Source organism: Pseudomonas sp. PS02302, assembly GCF_029959585.1.
Lineage (GTDB): Bacteria > Pseudomonadota > Gammaproteobacteria > Pseudomonadales > Pseudomonadaceae > Chryseomonas > Chryseomonas aestiva.
In genome coordinates, this window is sequence record NZ_JASCON010000003.1 from 73300 (window position 1) to 91473 (window position 18174).

Annotated in this window: 25 protein-coding genes; 1 reads left to right on the plus strand and 24 read right to left on the minus strand. The window is 61.6% G+C overall.

All coding sequences use genetic code 11. The features are described from left to right. Positions 1 to 130: 130 nt before the first annotated feature. The 24 genes from QMX82_RS02045 to QMX82_RS02160 all read right to left on the minus strand — a co-directional run bounded on the left by QMX82_RS02045 (position 131) and on the right by QMX82_RS02160 (position 17205). Complete coding sequence (locus QMX82_RS02045) at positions 131 to 778, minus strand: hypothetical protein (protein WP_064307006.1); 648 nt, start codon at positions 776 to 778, stop codon at positions 131 to 133. Positions 779 to 840: 62 nt separating this feature from the next. Beyond that, on the minus strand, positions 841 to 1137 hold the full coding sequence (locus tag QMX82_RS02050; protein WP_064307007.1) for a hypothetical protein: 297 nt from the start codon (positions 1135 to 1137) through the stop codon (positions 841 to 843). Positions 1138 to 1404: 267 nt separating this feature from the next. Next, entirely contained in the window at positions 1405 to 1545 is a 141-nt protein-coding gene (locus QMX82_RS02055; RefSeq protein WP_156522274.1) for a hypothetical protein, read from the minus strand. Positions 1546 to 1603: 58 nt separating this feature from the next. Beyond that, on the minus strand, positions 1604 to 1855 hold the full coding sequence (locus QMX82_RS02060) for a hypothetical protein (protein ID WP_064307008.1): 252 nt from the start codon (positions 1853 to 1855) through the stop codon (positions 1604 to 1606). Positions 1856 to 2044: 189 nt separating this feature from the next. Next, the gene (locus QMX82_RS02065; protein WP_064307009.1) at positions 2045 to 2929 is read right to left on the minus strand and encodes a hypothetical protein; all 885 of its coding nucleotides are present in this window, start codon (positions 2927 to 2929) and stop codon (positions 2045 to 2047) included. A 68-nt stretch (positions 2930 to 2997) separates the two neighbouring features. Next, the gene (locus tag QMX82_RS02070; RefSeq protein WP_064307010.1) at positions 2998 to 3495 is read right to left on the minus strand and encodes a hypothetical protein; all 498 of its coding nucleotides are present in this window, start codon (positions 3493 to 3495) and stop codon (positions 2998 to 3000) included. Positions 3496 to 3553: 58 nt separating this feature from the next. Beyond that, a complete protein-coding gene (locus QMX82_RS02075) occupies positions 3554 to 3895 on the minus strand; it encodes a hypothetical protein (RefSeq protein WP_064307011.1) in 342 nt (113 codons plus the stop codon). Between the two features lie 283 nt (positions 3896 to 4178). Further along, complete coding sequence (locus QMX82_RS02080) at positions 4179 to 4442, minus strand: hypothetical protein (protein WP_064307012.1); 264 nt, start codon at positions 4440 to 4442, stop codon at positions 4179 to 4181. Positions 4443 to 4641: 199 nt separating this feature from the next. Beyond that, complete coding sequence (locus QMX82_RS02085) at positions 4642 to 5097, minus strand: hypothetical protein (protein WP_064307013.1); 456 nt, start codon at positions 5095 to 5097, stop codon at positions 4642 to 4644. Between the two features lie 192 nt (positions 5098 to 5289). Then, entirely contained in the window at positions 5290 to 5940 is a 651-nt protein-coding gene (locus QMX82_RS02090) for a hypothetical protein (RefSeq protein WP_064307014.1), read from the minus strand. 57 nt (positions 5941 to 5997) lie between these two features. Then, a complete protein-coding gene (locus tag QMX82_RS02095; protein ID WP_064307015.1) occupies positions 5998 to 6480 on the minus strand; it encodes a hypothetical protein in 483 nt (160 codons plus the stop codon). Positions 6481 to 6570: 90 nt separating this feature from the next. Beyond that, on the minus strand, positions 6571 to 7326 hold the full coding sequence (locus QMX82_RS02100; protein ID WP_282281020.1) for a hypothetical protein: 756 nt from the start codon (positions 7324 to 7326) through the stop codon (positions 6571 to 6573). A 219-nt stretch (positions 7327 to 7545) separates the two neighbouring features. Beyond that, on the minus strand, positions 7546 to 7968 hold the full coding sequence (locus QMX82_RS02105) for a hypothetical protein (RefSeq protein ID WP_074585472.1): 423 nt from the start codon (positions 7966 to 7968) through the stop codon (positions 7546 to 7548). 99 nt (positions 7969 to 8067) lie between these two features. Then, positions 8068 to 9801: a VWA domain-containing protein gene (locus QMX82_RS02110; RefSeq protein WP_257706738.1), complete on the minus strand. Its 1734-nt coding sequence runs from the start codon at positions 9799 to 9801 to the stop codon at positions 8068 to 8070. Between the two features lie 66 nt (positions 9802 to 9867). Then, a complete protein-coding gene (locus tag QMX82_RS02115; protein ID WP_282281031.1) occupies positions 9868 to 11064 on the minus strand; it encodes a DUF3150 domain-containing protein in 1197 nt (398 codons plus the stop codon). A gap of 195 nt (positions 11065 to 11259) precedes the next feature. Next, positions 11260 to 11586, minus strand: coding sequence for a DUF5983 family protein (locus QMX82_RS02120; protein ID WP_064307020.1), 327 nt, complete (start codon positions 11584 to 11586; stop codon positions 11260 to 11262). Positions 11587 to 11646: 60 nt separating this feature from the next. Beyond that, entirely contained in the window at positions 11647 to 12111 is a 465-nt protein-coding gene (locus tag QMX82_RS02125) for a hypothetical protein (protein WP_282281034.1), read from the minus strand. A 2-nt stretch (positions 12112 to 12113) separates the two neighbouring features. Continuing rightward, positions 12114 to 13157: an AAA family ATPase gene (locus QMX82_RS02130; RefSeq protein ID WP_173150421.1), complete on the minus strand. Its 1044-nt coding sequence runs from the start codon at positions 13155 to 13157 to the stop codon at positions 12114 to 12116. A 210-nt stretch (positions 13158 to 13367) separates the two neighbouring features. After that, on the minus strand, positions 13368 to 14381 hold the full coding sequence (locus QMX82_RS02135; RefSeq protein WP_173150419.1) for a YqaJ viral recombinase family nuclease: 1014 nt from the start codon (positions 14379 to 14381) through the stop codon (positions 13368 to 13370). 68 nt (positions 14382 to 14449) lie between these two features. Next, a complete protein-coding gene (locus QMX82_RS02140) occupies positions 14450 to 15577 on the minus strand; it encodes a recombinase RecT (protein WP_064307024.1) in 1128 nt (375 codons plus the stop codon). Positions 15578 to 15647: 70 nt separating this feature from the next. Next, positions 15648 to 16229, minus strand: coding sequence for a single-stranded DNA-binding protein (ssb, locus tag QMX82_RS02145; protein ID WP_173150417.1), 582 nt, complete (start codon positions 16227 to 16229; stop codon positions 15648 to 15650). 224 nt (positions 16230 to 16453) lie between these two features. Next, entirely contained in the window at positions 16454 to 16645 is a 192-nt protein-coding gene (locus QMX82_RS02150) for a hypothetical protein (RefSeq protein WP_064306981.1), read from the minus strand. 84 nt (positions 16646 to 16729) lie between these two features. Further along, complete coding sequence (locus tag QMX82_RS02155) at positions 16730 to 17077, minus strand: hypothetical protein (RefSeq protein WP_064306980.1); 348 nt, start codon at positions 17075 to 17077, stop codon at positions 16730 to 16732. Further along, positions 17074 to 17205, minus strand: a complete 132-nt coding sequence (locus QMX82_RS02160) for a hypothetical protein (protein ID WP_256326465.1) — start codon at positions 17203 to 17205, stop codon at positions 17074 to 17076. The genes QMX82_RS02155 and QMX82_RS02160 overlap by 4 nt, the downstream gene beginning before the upstream one ends. A 313-nt stretch (positions 17206 to 17518) precedes the next feature. On the opposite strand from QMX82_RS02160, the gene QMX82_RS02165 reads away from it, so the two are divergent. After that, on the plus strand, positions 17519 to 18172 hold the full coding sequence (locus QMX82_RS02165; RefSeq protein WP_064306979.1) for a hypothetical protein: 654 nt from the start codon (positions 17519 to 17521) through the stop codon (positions 18170 to 18172). The last annotated feature ends 2 nt before the right edge of the window (positions 18173 to 18174 follow it).

Genomic DNA, 18174 nt, shown 5'->3' on the forward strand with positions numbered 1-18174 from the left:
ATGCAGAGACCCCTGCCCCACGGGGACAGAGATCCCCGCGGTGGGTTGAAGTGCTGAAGGAAGATGCTCAGCTACATCGTCTTCACCGATCGCATGATCGCGTGAAAGATTCTTACAGCGCGGCCTGGATTCAGGCGGCGGCCACAAACATCTCGGCAGCCAACTGGTCGAGCAGGTTGCCCTGATAATCGATCCAGTTCAGCAGTGCCTCAGCTAAAACACCCGAAAATCCTATGGCCTTCGCGCCGCTCACTAACTCGATGACGAGGGCAGAAGGGAGGATGTCCAGAGCGTAGGGCCCAAACTCAATGCGCATGGGCGAGACCTCACACGGTACGCCCTCAAGCTCATCGAGTTTTTCATCCACGGCTTCCATGACCTGCGCCATCGCTCCCCTCAACATCTGCAATCGCATGCTTTGAGGTTGTTCAATGCTGGAGGCGAAGCGAAGCAACTCCTCGAGCATCACCGACGGCTCAGGAATCCCGGCCGCGGCATTCGGCACGAAGTGCCAGCAGTGCACAAAAGCACCGCGCTCGCTTCGGGCAACGACGGTTAGGTCGTCGAACTCGATGTCGTCATCCGGCGCCCTCTGCGCAGCCCTTACGAACGCGCTTTCCTCACGCGTCACGCCAAAAGCGTTGATGCAGTCACCGAAGGTCAGCCCTCGTTCGACGGCCGCCTGCAGCAGCTGTTTGGCGTCGAGCGCGCGCAGCGATTGCACGAGCTTCAGGGCATCCGCTTCGGCACAGGGACGTACCGCGTTTTTGTGATTCATGGTCTAGCTCCTTGGTAGAGCCAGGCCGTGTCCCTACCGGGACTAGGCCCGGCTGGGTGAGGTTATGAGTAGATGATGCGTTCGATGGACACGAGCGGTATCAGGGTCTGCTTGAGCAGCTCCATTGGCGTGTCGACGATCAGCACGTGATCGCCAAGGGCCTCAGGGAACAAACACAGCAACGTGCGCCCATCCGTAAGGCGGGCGCGAAAGCTCGTGTGGACATCCACCTCTCCTTCGGCAAAGTTGATTCTGGCCCAGGGATACACCTGGCAGAGCCGTTCACGCTCAACGTCGGAAAACGTCGAGACGAAGCCTGAGTAGAGATAGTTCGCAAGGTGGGGTGCGGTGACTTCCATGGTCTCTCCGGTAGAGGGCGAGACCAGTCCCTGCGGGAGAGCTCCCGCCAGGGTTTATCGATGTGCTGATAGAGGATCAGCTGCCTTTCGACGCGGCCACCATTGGCCACGCTGAAACCGCTTTGCAAAGGCCTGCTTTGCGAAACGGTTTCCGATCCGTCGATCCAGAGCCACGAGGGCCCTGCATCGACATCGGCGTTCCCAGCAAGAGGAACGGGTGCAGCGGCGCAGGCAAGCCTGGACCGCCGCTGATGTAGAAGGAAAGCTCTATTTCTCTGCCTGGTTCGCCTTCCGGATCAGATCGTCCGTAGTGCTCGACAGCAGTCTCCACAAAGCCACGGCGGGCGCCCAGTAGCCGTACATGGTCTCTCTTGCGCCGCGCTTGAAGCCACGAATGAACTCACTCATAGCTGTTTCCTCTGGTGATGTCCTATTAAAGGGCTGCCAGGCAACCCATCAATTGATCTTAGTCTAGGTTCTTGCACGCTTTGATGGTGGATTTTATCACCCACCACAGAAAAAACGCACAGTCACCGTAGAGAACCGCTTTTTCGAGCACTGTAAGAATAGGGACGAGCGGCTTTCCGTAATCCAATGTGCCGACCTGGTGGGTAAACCAAGCGAGCAGCAAGGCGGCCGAAGCCAGGATCAGAAAGAACAGCACCCCTACGAGCACGTGGGCGACGAATGCGCCCAATAGACCTATTTTTTTCAACATTGTTATCTCCGGTTGTGACGGGATAACAACGCCCCGACGGGGTTGTTAAACCCCGTCGGTTTAGTAAGTGCTGGTGGTACCAGCTTTTCAAAACAGACCACCATGGGTCTGCCTGAAACCGCTTGAGCAAGCTGCTCTTGCCGAAGCGGTCTCTGCCCCCCTCCGCCAGGCTGGTGGGGGGCGAGATCGTCATGCCGCGAGTCGATAGGTGCCAGGCGCGACGCGCTCGAAATAGCGCTCGTCCTGGACGACCTGCCGAATCTTGGCCTCCCAATGGTTGTTCGCTCGGGTAGCCGCGAAGGCCTCGAGCTGCGTGTTGATCTCCTTGAGGTGCAGCGTCTTGCCACCCTGCAGCAACCGACGCACTGCGGCGCGCCAGGTGATGCCTTGCATGGCCTGAGCGCGCTGCTGGACCTTGGCCAGGAAATGCAGTGAACCGCGCTCCTTGCGAAAGACCAGCAGCTTCTCGTGCGCGATGCGTACGACGTTGCCGCCATAGGTTCGCCGGTCAGACACGCAGTTGTGCTGCGCCTTGATCAGCTCATCGATCAGCTTGCCGGGCGCGACCCGCTCCACCAGCGAGGAGAGATTGAAGTACTCCCCCTGCCGGCGCAGGTTGCCCATCAAGATGCCGTAGGTACCGCCGCGCTCCATAGCGTCGTGGATGTTCATCAAGGCCAGCTCCAGCGCCTCCACGAACTCCCTCATCGCCATGCGGCTCATGTCCCACCGGTTGGGTTCACCCCAGACGTTCCCGCTGTACTGGATCATGTCCAGGTACGCCGGGTGCCAGAAGCACGAATGTGCCTCCTCGCCCAGGAACGTCTGCAGATCATCCAGCAGCAGATTGAAGCCCTGGTGCAGGTCGGTACCTTTGAAACGCAGCCCCATCTCCTGAGCCACCTCGACCGAGGTGCCTCCGCCAATGCTGGGATCGAACGCCAGGCCGTCCTTGCGCCGGTGATAGGTGGCGAAGAAGCCCTGGATGACGTGACCACTGCAGTTGCCGCGGTAGCGGCTGTTGCCCCACGGCCCACGGTCCGGGAAAGACAGGATCGAGTTAGGGAATTTCATGATGTGCTCCAGTTGAAGGAGGCACACCCCCTATCGGGGGTAATGCCCCGATAGGGTTGAGTTGTTGTTCAGCCTTTTGGAGGCACGTGGCTGAACGCCGCCAAAAGCTCGGTGACATCGGTGGGTTTGCACACGATGCGCTGGACGTAGAGATCGAGGCTACCCACCGAGACGCAGGTCTCCGGTTCCTCCTCGCTATCGAAGTCGCTATCGCCATCCTGCAGGAAGAAGAGATTGATCGGGCTGTCTGCCTCGACCAAGACCTCTCCGTCGTCGTTGTAGCGAACCAGGACATTGACCGTACCGGTTTCGCCTTGCTGGGCTACCGTCAGGGACCAAGGCTGCTGCGTACCGACGCCACCGCTCAGGATGAATGGATCCAAGCTGTGCGCCGCAGGAATGCGTTGAAGGTCCTCGACGATGCCGATATTGAACCGCTGGACCGCCAACGCTCCCATGCCGTCCATTAGGAACCGCCTGGCGGCATCTTGCATGTCGTAACCGACAGCTTGATTAACCAGTTTGAAACCGCGGGAAACGAGCGAGCAGGTGTAGGTGAGTTTCATGACTATCTCCGAGAGTAGGAGGTGGTCATGCCCCGAGGGGGACATGGCCACCCAGGGGTTAGGAAACGCAGACGCTGCGACGGGCAACCGCCGAAGCATCGAAGCAAAGGTCGTCGACGGCCTGAGTCGTGAGACTCCAGGCCGAGACAAGGCACCGGGGCTTGCCGAACTGATCGCGCGCCGGAGTGCGCCACAGCGGTAAGGCCATCACGTACCGGCTGCCATCGAAGAAGCCGATGATGGAACCGGCCGCCGATGCCCGCGGTGCGATGTGGCGAAATAGCCGTTTGCCGAAGGGAGACACGACGAAGCGACTCGCCGCGTCGACCGTGCTCGAACCAGCTACCTGGGCAGATACCCGGTAGTCAGCCATTTCAAACGTGCAGTGGTAGAGGTTCATGCCGATCGCTCCAGAGTGAAGCGAGGCTATGACCCTGCAGGGCCAGTAGCCCCGCAGGTGGGTGAGATGCTGACCAGGTCAGCTGAGGAATCTGCCACCGCACATGCGGGGACAGAAAAGATCGCTTTCGCAAGCTGGGCTTGGGAAAGCCATCTCGAACGGATCAGGATGGGTGCTGGGCTGCCAGCTCAGGCGTCGATGCGCGCTCCGACTATAGCGAAGCGGCTGGGCCGACGCCAGCAAAGCCCTCCTCTGGACGCCGAAGCGACCAGAGGGGGAACGTCTACGCAGCTGCGTAGCGGTTGGGGCTGAAGACCCGGGCGCGCCCGCGCTCGTAGTACACCAGCAGGTCGTCGAAGCGATCACCTCGCTCTCGAACCAGGGTGAAGCGCGGCCGCCTCCCGGGCGCCACCTCGCGATGAAGCTCCAGAACCGCACCGTCCGAAAGCTCCCACAGCAGGATCTTCATGGTATCGGTGGTGACGCTCGCGCGTCGGCCGATCTGGCGTGGTCCCAACAGCCTCGCGGCTTGAAGAATGATGGTCATGCATTCACCTCGGAAGAGGCGGGCACGCACGCCCCTAGCGGGCATGGATGCCCGCTAGGGTTGAATTTCAGAACACGCCGGAGAGGACGCGCTGAATTAGCCGATCACGCTCATCACGCGATCGGGGTATTGGGTGTAGCTGCAGCCGGCGCTACGCATGAGAGGCAAGGCCTCCTGCACGCGCACAGGCGCGCCAGACCTACCGCGTTGCGAGATGCATCAGGTCGTCGACGCTGTCGATCTGTACCAGATCGGGCGTAACGTCTTTGACATGGATGCGGTCGTTGCCGGTGGGCACGACGAGGGTCTTCAACTCGCCATCGTCATACAGGCATAGATCGTAGAGGTGAACCTCATTGAACACCTTTACGCGCGCTCCGGCCGGCAAACCAGCGGTTTGGATGAGAGTGGGCATGCCGTCCTTCAAAAGGACAGCGACACCAAATCCCTCCCTTTTAACGCTCAACCAGGAATCCGGGTCGGCGCCGCCTGCGTTCAGGTGGTTCTCGATGAGGTCGTCGATCTCCTTGGAGGAAAGCGGGTCGACCTCACCGTCGTTACTGGCCATATCCACCAAAGGCGCTGGATGCTGGCCCTCGTGCAGCTGCCAGAAACGCAGAGCGGCGATGAGGGTGTGAAGGGTACGTTCGTTCATGGTCTGCTCCTTGAAGCGAGGCCATGATCCCCACGCGGGATCATGCAGCCCCGCGCTGGGTTGGTGGTGTGCTGACTAGGCGTCAGCTGGCTTTCCCGGCATCGACATCGATGACGGAGAAGTCTGCTCAGCAAGCCTTCGCTTGCTCAAAAGACTCGGTAGTAAGCCCGCCCCCGGGTGGGGGCAGGTGTATCACGCAACAGTCAGCAGGGCGGAACGCGTCCGCCGTAGCGTCTCTCTGGATAGCAACATGCCACGGTCAGTCCCGGTGCCCAAGCACAGGTCCAGACCGAACTCAGCGATCAGCTGGGAAGCGTTGCCCGGCGCTGCAACCGCGGTGCCGGCGAGGCAGCTGCTCAGCATCTGAGCAACCTCCTCCCCGGGCAGCGTGCTGGTGACCACGTCGTCACCGGTGTGGCGGTCCCGCACGATCAGCTGATCGGCTGCGGGCGCTGTTGTCAGCAGCTTGCGCAGCGTCGGCGACAGCCGTGGGATCGCCTCGGGCGAACCCAGGTGATACTCCTTGAGCAGCGTAGGCTGTCCGAAACGGACGACCACCTGGCCGATGTCACCGTAGTGCGCCAGCTGGCGGCATCCGGTAAGCGCCTGGCCAAGGCCGCCCCAACGAGCGTTGCGGCCCGTCTGATCGAGGATTCCCAGGATCCGATAGCCTTGGAAGCTATGGACGAACGGGACCACGATGCGGTTGCCGAGGCGACCACGGCCGACGACGGTGAAGGACCAGAAATCAGTCCCGCAATGCGAGGGCTGCCGGAGGCGCACGCGCGAACCTGCACGCTTGAGTAGCAGCTGACAAACCAGCAGGGCTTGATGGGTATTCATGGTTTTGCTCCTTGGTGGGAGCGGGACCATCCCAGTGCGGGGTGATCCCGCAGTGGGTTAAGGGTGTTGCGTACCGTCTACCGCTTCGCTAGCCGGGATGCCACTGACGGCCAGCACCTCATCGAACGTGTGGAGGCGAGACCAGCCGGCCTCTTTGCTCCACACCCCGCCTAAGTACACTTGAAACGGCTCCGGCGTGTAGTGGCCATACTTCTCAGGCTGAGCCAGGATCAGATCGATCTGCGCCTTGTATTCGTCGTAGCGTGACCGGTTGAACCCGGCGACGGCTTCGAGCGACAGCGGCAACCCGCAACGCACCAGCCCGACCGATCCGTTGACGTCACGCTCGAATTCCTCAGGCGAGCAATTCGAGTATGCGGCGCGCGTCCTGCGCTCGGTCTGCACCTCAAACCGGCACGACGCGCCGTCCAGGAAACAGTCGAACGAATGGCGGCCTTGGTAGCTCGAGCGCCAGCGGACCCGAAGGTTCAGCATGGTTCGCTTGAGCTCAGCAGATGGCAGCGTTTGGGTAATCGTCATGGGGAAGCTCCAAGGTAGAGAGCGGCCCCTCCCCCTGCGGGAGAAAGGCCGCAAGGGGGAGTTGGTTGATGCCGGTGTCGCCGGTGGCGATCAGGCGTGTTTCTGCAGAATGCGGCCACGCCAAATGGTGCGCGTGACGTGCTTCTTGCGTGTGCCGGTCGGGTTGCCATCGGCGTCGAGGATTCTCTCGTCGACTTCGACAGTTTCCTTTCCCATGCGCTTGAGCTGTACCCGATCACCAACCTCGATGTTCAGCTCATTGACGACCTGCTGCAGCTCGATTCCCCAAACAAGACCACCGGTGTCCAGATGGACCAGGTAGGAGAATGACGAATTTTTCTCGAAGCGGTAGCGATAGCGGCCGTGCCGCTTCACTACCCCTTCCTTGGCGCCGGACCAATCGATCACGTCCGAAGATACCGGCGATGGCGTGGCCCGCCGCTCCGCCTTGGGCGGGGCAGCAGGTGCCTCATCGGAGACCGGCAGATCCTCGCCGACGTCGAAGCCCTCATAGTCAGCAAGGCTCGCCGGCGGCGCCGCGAAATAGTCCTGCCCGGCAGCCGGGGTCGACCTTTCAAACGGGATGAACTGCGCAGCGTGAAGGAACCGCGGCAAGTCCTGCCAGGCGGTGTCTGCTGCATGCGAAGGGAAGCTTCGCAGCGAGCAGGGCCCGTCTTGCATGACCCCGCGAAGGCGCTGCGCGAATTCGCGCTGCCGGTCTTGCAGTGCTTCACGCTGAAGCCGATCAAGCTGCTCGTAATCCGCCCGGGTGCGATAGGCCTCCGGAGCACGATAGGGAAACAGCAGGGCATCGACTACAGGTGACTGGGTGGGTAGATAACGCATGGTGAACTCCTCGTAGAGAGGAGACACGTCACCCCGAGGGGGAACGTGCCCCCAAGGGTGTGATGCTCCGGACGGGCCGGAACGATAGGTGCTGGAAACCTCCAGCTGGGTATCTCTCGACCAACAGAGGTCGAGGAGAATCTGATCGGCGCAGCCTGGCGCTCTGCCCATGAGACTCGAGAAAAAGCCTCCCCCGGTGAGGGGGGAGGTGTCAAGCAATCACACCGTCAGTTGCTCGAGGACCTGGTGCTTGGTGAGGGTTCGAACCAACCCCTCGCGCAGCAACTCACTGTCGACGCCGGCGAAGTAGGCCAAGGTCTTGAACGAGAAGGGACCGAAGTCCTCCTCGTCCATCACCCAGGCCCAATGCTCCTGGCGAGACGCCAGCGAATTGCGCCGGTCCAGCAGAACGCCCAGCGCGTGATGCAGCATGTATTCGCGAACGCGATCGATATCCGCGTCAGTCCAGACGTAGGTGTCGACCTCGCTGTCCGGAATGGCCAGCAGGTCGAAATACAGCTGCTCGATATCAACCGCGGTGTTCGTCTTGCGAGGCGCCCGTTTGACCCGCGGCCTGGGCAAGCGCTGCGGTAAGGGAAATTCGCAAAACGAGCTTTCGGTGAAAGAAAGCGCAAGTTGCATGGTATGCCTCCGGTAAGGAGGAGACACACCCCCCACCAGGGAGGTATGTCCCCTGGTGGGTTGTCCGCCGTGAGGCGGTTGGTAGATCTGCGGCCGCGGTTAGGCGGCCTGGGTCAACACACGCTGCACGAGCGCCTGGAGGGCGCTGCGCAACTGCCCGAGGTCATCCAGCAACTGCCAGTGACCGGTGCCAAACATCAGCTGCAGGTTCGTGGCCTTCGCCTCGCCATAGGCGATCGCGAACACCTCGATTCCTGAAGCGCGACACCGGGCGACCATATCGATCACGTCGGTCACGTTCCGCGGGTCGCCGTCGGTGCTGATGATCAGCACCTTCCGCTGTCCCTTGGCGCGCAGCAGGTCGCCGGCGGCCGGCCACATGGCGCTGGCCAACGGTGTTCCGCCGGAAGCGGTCAGGCCGAAGCGCTGTTCTGCCACTGCGCTGGCCAGGTTCTGGCCGTGCCGTTTCAAAACACCGACCTGCTCTCGATCCCCCCGAGGGAAGACCATCGCACCACTGGTAACGCCGGCAATACCCTCCAATGCCGTAAGCATCGCAAAGCACGCCTCCTCCGCAACCTGGATAGGCTTGCGCCCGCCGGTCTTCAAACCCATGGAGCCGGAGCCATCGAGCAACAGCTGGATAGCAGCGTTGGTGTGCTGCACGGGTTCCTGTTTCCGGAAGATCCGGTTTTCCCCAACCCTCACCCGTGCAAGGCTCGCTGTATCCAGACGATTACCCGTTTTGCGCACGGTGACCCGTGCGTTCTGGCTGCCCTGAATGAGACCGTTGAGCACCTGGCGCAGCCCCATGGAGGCGGCGCGTCCGTTGATGACAACGTCCTGCTGCAGAGCCTGTGAACCGACAGCGTGCGCCAGCACCGAACTCGGCGTGGAGCTTGTGCCGCCGGCGTTGGCGCCGATCAGGGTAGCGGCTTGGGATGAGACGTCCCCAAGCGCATCCTGCATGGCCTGCGAGTCAGCGTTTACCACCCGCTGCTTCAGGCTTGGCTGAGCGCCCTGCTGATCGGCGCCAGGCTGGCCGGACGCCGCTTGCGCGTCGCCTTGACCTGCCTGATCGCCGTTGCTGGCGTCGCCCTGCTCATCCTGACCAGGTTGATCCTGACCTTGCTGAGCGCCTTGATCCTGGCCCTGTTGCGGGCCCTGGTCCTGACCTTGCGGCGCAGGATCAGGATCCGCGCCAGCGTCTGGCTGCTGAGGCTCCTCTTCGTCCAAGACATCGAGTATCCGATGGGCGAGCTGGTACACCCCCGCGGTATCCGGCAAGCCGGTGACCGTGGACAGTAGCCCGAGGATTTTCGCGCGTCGGCCGGCACCAAAGGTGTTGGCCAACGCAGCATCCAGGACAACGGCGACCTCTTCGATCGGCTGATTGAGCAAACGCGCCCGGCCGATGATCAGGCAGGCGTCGTGCAAAACAACCGCTTCGGATTTCCCGTCGGCGCTCCAAGGCTTCTGGAACACCTCTTGGGCAGTCACCCGCAGTGGCTCGATGGCGCAGTAATGGTCTTCCATCATGCGCTTCTCGATCCGCAGATCTTCGAGCAGGTTCAGAAAGCGACCCATGAAGGGGCTTTCTGCATTGGCCAGCTCATAGGGCTCATCGTCCGTGTACTTGATGTGCGCCGACTCATGGGCCGTCCACCCGAGGGAGACGTTGACCATACGAGGCGACTCATCTTTGAGCACCGGCAGGTAGATCACCTTGTCCTTTGTGGCCGGCTGGTTTCCACCAAACTCGATGCGCACCCCCAGGTCGTCGCAGAAGTAGCGCGCGATGATCGGGAAGGCGTTGCTCAGAGAACGTTGCATAGCTGTCACTCCAGTAGTGGAGGACACACCACCCCCAAAGGGGGCAGGTGCCCCCGGGGGGTTGGTTTACATGCAGAAGTCCAAGGCGTCCTGGGTAGTCGGCATTGGGATGTTGGCAATAGACGCAGCAACGCCCAACGCCGACATCTGGGTATCGATCACCTGCCCGTCAATGGCCCGGGCCTGCAGCTCTGCAGCTACCGAGCTCAGATCCTGAATACCAGGTGCTGCCTGCTGACCGGCGATCTCATCGAGCAGCTCGCCAACGGACATGCCGCCGTCGTCCGCAGGGGACGGCGACTGCTCGATCACGGCGGCAGAAGCTACGACGGCACCAGCAGCTGCCGGGGCTTGTTCGATCACGACACTCGCCGCCGGCACGCCACCAGTGGCGGCAGTCTGCGCAGCAGATGCCGCGAAGGACGCGGCCAGCTTCGAGATGTTGCGCTCGTCACTCAAGGACAGCATGAGTGTCTGCAGCGTTTGGAAATGCCCACCCTCGTACGGCCCCTTTTTGGGGAGCTGCTCGATGACGGACATCATGTGCTCGGCGACCAGATGGATCCCAGGATTCAAGAACGCAAGCGAGGTGAGCTTGCGGTGAATCTTCAGGATCGCGCTGACCGCCTTGCGGCTGACAGAGGACTTGTTGGCGAAACTGCCATCCACCAGGTCCTCGGCCGCGTCCGCGATCTCCCGGAACAGCTGTCCGGAAAGACCCTCCACTTCCTGCTCCAGCCCCTTGCTCAGGGCCGGATCGGACTTGTCGGGCACCACGCGCACCAGGGTGTAGCGGAAGCCCAAGCGTTGAGCCACGACCTCTTTCGGGGTCTTGGCCTTCTCGATCGCAGCTTGCCACTTCGGATCCTGATCCCACCTCTGCGCCCACGCGTCGAAGTTCGAGTCGTAGTTGTCGAGGAAGGATTTGATCTCAACGCCGAACTCGCGCTGGATGTCGTCGAGCTCCTTCGCGATGGCCGGAGCCGCGTCGTTCGGGATGCCGTAGCCGCCCAGGAAGCGCACGCCTTCGCTCTCGAGGAGGCGATGGGCGCGGCGCTTGAGGTTGTCGAACCGCTTGATCTGCTCGGGATCCATGATCCGCTTGCTTCCCAGCGATGCGAGCTCCGCCGGCGGCAGATCCACACCAGGACCGAGGTCCTCGATACGGAGCTTTTTGCGGCCGGACCAGATGTTGACGTCGAGACCTACCAGCAAGAGCTTGCTGAGGGTTTCGATTTCCTTGATGGGTTGAACAGTTTGCATGGTGAAGACTCCGGTTTGGGCGGGAGTCTTCCCCGATGGGGGAGACCCCCATTGGGTTTGAGATGAGCTGCTGGTGTTTTGAGTGCCCAGCTGGCACTTCGCAGCTGCCTCCACATGGAGGCGGCCGAGAACCGGATTTGCTATAGCCGACTATAGCAAATCGGGCTCAGAGAACGGGGGCCCGAAGGCCCCTATTCACCAGTCAAACGTCGGCAGATCTTCCACGACATCAGCGTCGCGGTCGAACGCCAGGTACATGATCGCGCCACTGTTTGAATCCAAGCAGTAACGCAAAATCCGTACGAACGCGTCTGACGCACCGGCTGCCATGATTCCGCCAACCGTCACGCTACCTATGCAAATCACGAAGCCGAAGATCGTTTCGAGCACCACAGGCATTGCTGCACCGTCGGTACCGAGCAGATCGCGATAGTCAGCCGCGAATCGCTCCAGCAGCACGAAGTCATCCTGCGTGATGTGGGAATTCGATAGCTCAACCGATCTGGTAAGAGGTAGTTGCATTGCATCGCTCCATCGTTTGGGACGGAGGCCACCCCAGCGGGGTGGCCCCGCCAGGGTGGTTTAAAAGCAGAAATCCATCTCGCCTGCAGCAGCCACATCGGCTACCACAAGGCTGGAGAGGTCCATCGGTCTTGGCATAACGCCCAGGGTAACTAGGGCATCACGCCATTTCGGCATCGACGCATCGGTGAGGTTGCAGACGCGCTGCAGCACCAGGTCCCAGCCATCCGGCCGAGCGGGCTCTAATGTGGCGCCGGTATCGTCTGACAGGGTCAGATTCGACGGCTCCTCCAGAGCTACCTTGAGTGCTATGAGCATCACAACCTTTTCGACCTCGTACTCCGGATCCACCGAGCCCGCGGCAAGCTTCCCGAAGGAAGCCTGCACGGCCTCGAAGGCGTTAGAGAATCCGAGAGATGCCGCAGCAGCGCTCAAGCCAGACAATGCCTGGCCAGCCCACCACTGCGTATCGGCCTGCTCGAACTCGATCTGGTCCGCGGGGGCCAGTGCAAAGTAGAGCGTCACGATCAGACCCCCGGTGCAACGACAGGATCATTTGCCCAGGCCGCGCCGAACTTGTCCTTCGCGATGGTATGGATCACCAGTCGCATGGGTTTGTCCGTCCGGTTGGTCAGTGCTTCGCGAAGCGCCTGCGCCAGGGGGCAGGCGAACGGGAAGTTCGCTTGCCTGCTGGCAGCGGTGCTGTAGGTCGTCGCGATACGGGCCCAGCGCAGCAGGGTCCGCGTCGAGAAGGTGACCGTCAGCCCCGATTGGCCAGCTTGAAGCGCCTGGTCGGGATTGCCGATGAACTGCTGACGCACTCCATTGGCAACATCGATCATGGTGCTCAGGATCGTCGCATCGACCTGGGGCAGCGTCGCCTGCAGAACCGCGAGCTCCTCCTCCTTGGTCAGGTAGGAGACTTCCAGCATGCGGTACCGATCCCAGGACGCAAGGTTCTGGGACAAGGTACCCGTGTAGAGCCCCGTCTCATCACCTTGACCCCGCGTGTTGCAGGTGATGATGAAGCGGAAGTTGGGGTGCGGCACGATGACCTCACCACGGTTTTCGGCCAGCACCAGGGCGCCGCCTTCCAATACCGCGTTGAGGCCGGCCATGACAGCCGGATCCAGGAAGTCAGCTTCATCCAGGAGGAAGATGCTGCCCTCTTTCATCGCCAGCGCCAGCGGCCCGTGCGCGAACACGGTCTGCTGGTCACCGGTGGCCGGATCACACTGCAGCGACATCTGACCAATGAGCTCCGGCATTTCCATGCGGGAGTGAGCATTGACCCTGCGCAGCGGGTACCGCATCCGCGCCGCGATCTGCTCGACGACGGACGTTTTGCCAGCGCCGGTAGGACCTACGAGTGCCAGCGAGTCTCCGCCCGACGCTGTCAGGAAGTTCATCACGGGCATACGCAGTTCAGTGCGGAACAGGAATTGCGCGTTGTGCTTGGGTACCAGGTCGAGTAGCGGGTGATTCTCGGCGGCGAACGCAGGCGACATAGTGTCAGCGTTCGTACCAGTAACACCGTAGGCGGACATCGGGACGCAAGGGGTAAGGTTCATGGTGACTCTCCAGTGAGTTGGAGGCGCACCACTCCCCTACGGGGCGTGGTGGCCCCTGTAGGGTTTCAATGATTGCTGTGAAGACGCACAGCTGCGTTATCGCTCTCGGGCCGCATAGCCAGAGAACAGATCCGGGAAAGCTCTGGTAAACCGGAGGCTTACCGCAACGTTCCAGGCAAGAGACAGGGGCGCTTTCGCGCCCCCTCATCCTCACAGGCAAAATGCCTGAGATTCCGTCTCCTGGTCAACCAATGGCAGCCTCATGGCCTCCAGCGCAGCAGTCGTGATCGGATGATCCGAATCGAGGGTGATCCGGACCCGCTCAGAGGGTGCCTGCCGGAAGCGCTGACGCTCCGCCTCAGTCGCCTGCAGCTTCCGGCTCTCGAAGAGATCCTTCCACCGCATGTTGCCGGCCTGCTGGTAGCGGACGACGCGAACGCCCTCCGCCTCGGCCAGCATGTACCCGCCCATCTGCTCGACGAGATCCGCCTGCAGGGCTTCGCGTTGGCCCTTCAGGGCTTTCAGCTGTTCCTGCAGCGTGCTCGCCAAGGCATCGACGTCGCGTACCTGCTGCGCCGTCGCTGCCCAACGCACCAGAGCACCGTCGACCGGGGTGAAGTAGTCGCGCTGAGGATCCTTCTCAGGCTCCTTCTCGCTGACCACCAACTCCCAGAACAACTGCGCCTGCTGCTTGATGAGCTCGATGGTGTCCGGATCGCGACGGATCTCGAACACCAGGGGCTGCCGGGTCGTGCTGTAAAACACGAGATAGCCCCTGGCCGAGCCAGCCACCGCAATCTGGTGCTGCACCTGCCACCAATAGAGCCGGTAGGGCTCGCTCTTCTCGCCCTGCTCCAGCACCAGGTCGAAGTTCTTGTCCGAGGGGACCTTCACCTCGACCGGGCAACCGTCGTCGTCGACGCCATCGAAGCTCGCGCGAAGAAGCGGAAATGTCGCGCACTCGCCGCATAGCGGCAATAGCGTGGTCTGGTACCGCTCCTCGAACCAGGCGACCGCATACGGCTCATGCAAGATGCCCAGGCGGACCTGAGGAATCATGGACAGATCCAGCGGCGCGACACGGCCAGTGAGCTCCGCCCACAACCGCCAGCGCGTCTTTTCCACATGCTGGCCCAGGATGACCGCTGTCGCGGTCGCCGTGATGCCCTGCCGGCGCCAGGCGTGCCATTCCGGCGTGCGCTGGCGCAAGTCGACAATCTTCATCATCACCTCCAGGTTAGGAGGGACCCCAGCCCCAACGGGGATGAAGCCCCGTTAGGGTTGGGTTTGGGCTATGCCGCCTGTGCTTGCGCGGCCTGCCTCTGCTTGAAAAGACCCAGTGCATAGGTCAGAGCCTCACCCGTGAGGTTTTGCTCTGCCCAGGAACAGGCCCCTTCCCAGCTGCGGGTTCGTGCCGCGCGGTCGCAGACGCTATGGATTCGCTCGCGCGTCACCTCACGTCCTTGGCCAGAAGCAGCTTGGGCGGCCGGCTGCACTTGGGTGCGACCGGGCTGCTCACGTGGAACCTGCTCATTGACCGTCTCCTGCTGGCGACGATCATGCGGCTGGTCGCCGACGTGGTCATAGACGTTACCGCCCTGCGCCTGCGATACCGGCGCGGACGCCTGCACCATCGACGCGTCGGCCAAACCGTCCAAAGCACTCAACGGGGTGCCAGCGATCCCCTCCTCACCTTCGGTGTTGAGGTAATCGATGACCTGGTCGAGCACCGGGTTGGTCGTTGGCCAGTACTTCCGCGCTGACTTGATACCGGTCTTGATGGCCATCGCCTCGAAGTGCGTCTCCCAGGGACCGCGTTTACCAGGACCTTGAGAGGTCCAGGCCGCCGACATGTCCCGTGCTTTGAACACATCCGCCGCCCGCATCGCCTTCACCATGACCCTTCCTGTTGCCAGGTAGGCGGTGGTGTAGACGCCGCGAAACGTCCCGCGCTCGCTCACGTCGAGGAAAGGGTCGAAGACATGCTCAGGCTCGGCAGTCGCACCTCGGTAGATGAAGCGATCGCCGCTGTAGACGACCTCCGCCACCACCATATCGACAGCGCGGCTGTCGGTGGCCACCTTGATCAAACCGCGGAACGAAACGTCAGCGATCACCTTCCCCTGGCGAGGAACCAGGAAGGCCATCTTTTCGGTGGGATTGAGCGTCAGCCCTGTCGCTGCGATCTGCTGCATCGCAAGCTTGAAGCTGAGCTTGTTGTTGATTGCGCACTTCATCAGCGTTTCGTTGGAAAGCATGGCGTGGTAGGCAAACAGCGCCTCCTGCGCCCAGTTCACCCCGCTCTGCGAACGGGTGACGATCTGGATGCATTCCGCCTCGATACCGCTGAGCAGATCCTGCGCCTGTTGATCGCGCTGGGTTACCTGCTGAGTGTTCTGGGATTGGATAGAACGGGACATGAGAACCTCCGGTTTGGATGCGGAGGCCCCCCGAGCGGGGGACGCCCGCAAGGGTTATTGGATTGAAGCGTTACAGCATGCAGAGGTACGGCACTTTCGCGAACGGGATGTCGTCGTCGAACGAGTCGTAATCTCCTGGGGTTGGTTGCTGCTGAGGACGAGGCTGCTGCTGCGGCCGCGGTGCTTGCTGCGAACGATCATTCGCCGGCGCCGACGACGCCGGTGCCTGCTGTGACCGCGGCGATCGTTGGGGCGCTGGTGCGCTCTGCTGATCGTCGTAGTCACCGCCCTGGCCAGCGCCATTGCCGCGGCCGCCGAGCAACTGCATGTTGCCGTTGATGTCGACGACTACCTCGGTTGTATAGCGATCCTGGCCGTCCTGCCCTTGCCATTTGCGCGTGCGAAGCGTGCCTTCGACATAGACCTGAGAGCCTTTACGGATGTACTCGCCGGCGATCTCGGCCAAGCGGCCGAAGAACACGACGCGGTGCCATTCCGTTCGATCTTGCTGCTGCCCGGTCTGCTTGTCCTTCCAGCTTTCGCTGGTGGCCAAGGTGACGTTGGTTACGGCATTGCCGTTGGGCATGTAACGGGTTTCGGGATCCGCACCGGCGTTGCCGACGAGGATGACTTTGTTGACGCCACGAGCCATGAGGAATCTCCGGTAACCGAGGCGCCTTGCCCCTATGGGGAAGAAGCCCCGCAGGGTGGAAGGGAGGTGCTGACGGAAACAGTTCAGCTGCTGCAATCAAGCGCCCTGCAGAGGGTGCTCGAAAGTCATGGTCTGGGCAGGAGAAGCTCCTTCCGGCTGGGCTTGAGGCAAGGCCAGTCGGGAAAAGCTTCCGGGGAGCCGAAGCCCCCCTCGCTACTGCTGGATCACATCGCAATCGACACCTCCGCGGTGGCGCCGATCAGTCCAGTTTCCTTGGCCCAGTGCGCCAAGTAGCGCAGGTCCAGGGCATCAGGGTCCACGGTCTCAGCGATATGCGGCGGTACGGTGACCGAGCTATCGGATAGGTAGAGCTCCTGACGATCCAGTAGGTAGATCGCTTGTACGTTCATAAGCATGGCGGAGTTCCCCGTCGAGTGGTCCACCCAAACGTCCGCCAGAGACGCTTGGGTGGACCACCCGCGAGGGAGGTCCGTGCAGCACTACTCGCCGGTGGGCGGGCAGTCCATGATCAACCCTTGCACATCGACTCCGCGACGCTGCCACGTAGGCGCTTCGTACCCGGAGTAATCAATGCCTTTCGGCAGTTGAGATTCACGCGTAGCACCACGCAGCCGAGGCTGGGAAGCGACATCGCGTTCGATGACAAGAGAGGGAGCTGCTTTTACTGGAACGGCCCGCAGGGGCGAATCCAGCTGGATGTCATCGTCAACATCAACGGATGCAACCATAGGCTCTGTACGTTCAGAGCGCTTGTGGCCACCGGTGATAGCAGACCAGATCACCCAACCGACAGCGAGAACCAGCAAAACCGGGACGATATCGGTCATTGTCCAGCCTCCTCGATAGCCTGTTGATGGGCACGAAGTTGCTGAGCAACGGGAGCGGTCTTAAACGATGGGACGATCGTGAACTGCGCAATGGCGGTGCAGATCGCAAAAACGAGCAGGTATTTCATTCTTGGAGGCCTCCAAAAAAAAGAGAGCCTCCGCCCCAAGGGGACAGGAAGCCCTCTTGGGTTAAGTCACGATCGCGAATCGTGACTGGATAGTGCTAGAGAAAGTGCCTAGCTGCACTAAAACCCAACCAGAGCAGAGCTCGGTGGGTACGACACACAAGCAACATGCTTGGGCGAAGTAGGCTTCAGAATATCGCCGCTCTCGACCTCCTGTAAACACGTTTTTAACTGCGCCCGGATAGGGCGCGAATCGCGCGCGAATATGAGATCCCAGCCCCTATGGTTGAGCTTCCCCCAACCCCAGGAGCCCACCATGGCCAACGGAAGTGATTTCAAACCCCAGGGTAAGTTTTCCGCCCCTACCCTGCCCTCGACCTACACGCTGAAGACCGAGCAAGCGCAGCAGGTCCATCGACGCTGCTTCGAAGGCGCCGCCCATGCGCTTTACACCATCGATGTCATCGCGCGCGCGCTTTCCCATCGCAACAAGGCCTTCAGCCACACCGAGGTGATGAAGGCCGTAGAGAGCCTGATCACCAAGCTGGAAAAAGAGATCAATGACGAGCGGGACCGCTTCCTCGCGATCCTCAAGGCCCAGGGCGGCGAAGGCATGGTCGCCCGCTATGACAACGCGGCTGAGTTCAACTTCACGATCTCCACGCCTCTGATCCTGCGCCTCGCCCATGTGATCCAGAGCTTCGACGACATGCTCGTCCAGGCCCAGACCGCCTGGCTGATGGGGTTTCTGCCGTCGGACAAGAACGACATGACCGCCAATGAGCGCAAGCGCCAGCTCATGCGTGTGGTGCGCAAGCTGCAGGCAATGGCCTCCGATGCCCGGGCAAAGGCCCGCAAAGGCCCCGATGCGGAAGAAATCGCCCGCACCGTCGGCGCGGTCGCGGAAGAAAGCGACCTGGATCGAGATACCGCACAGGCAGTCCGAGAGCTCGAGGCAGACGCCGCGTGATT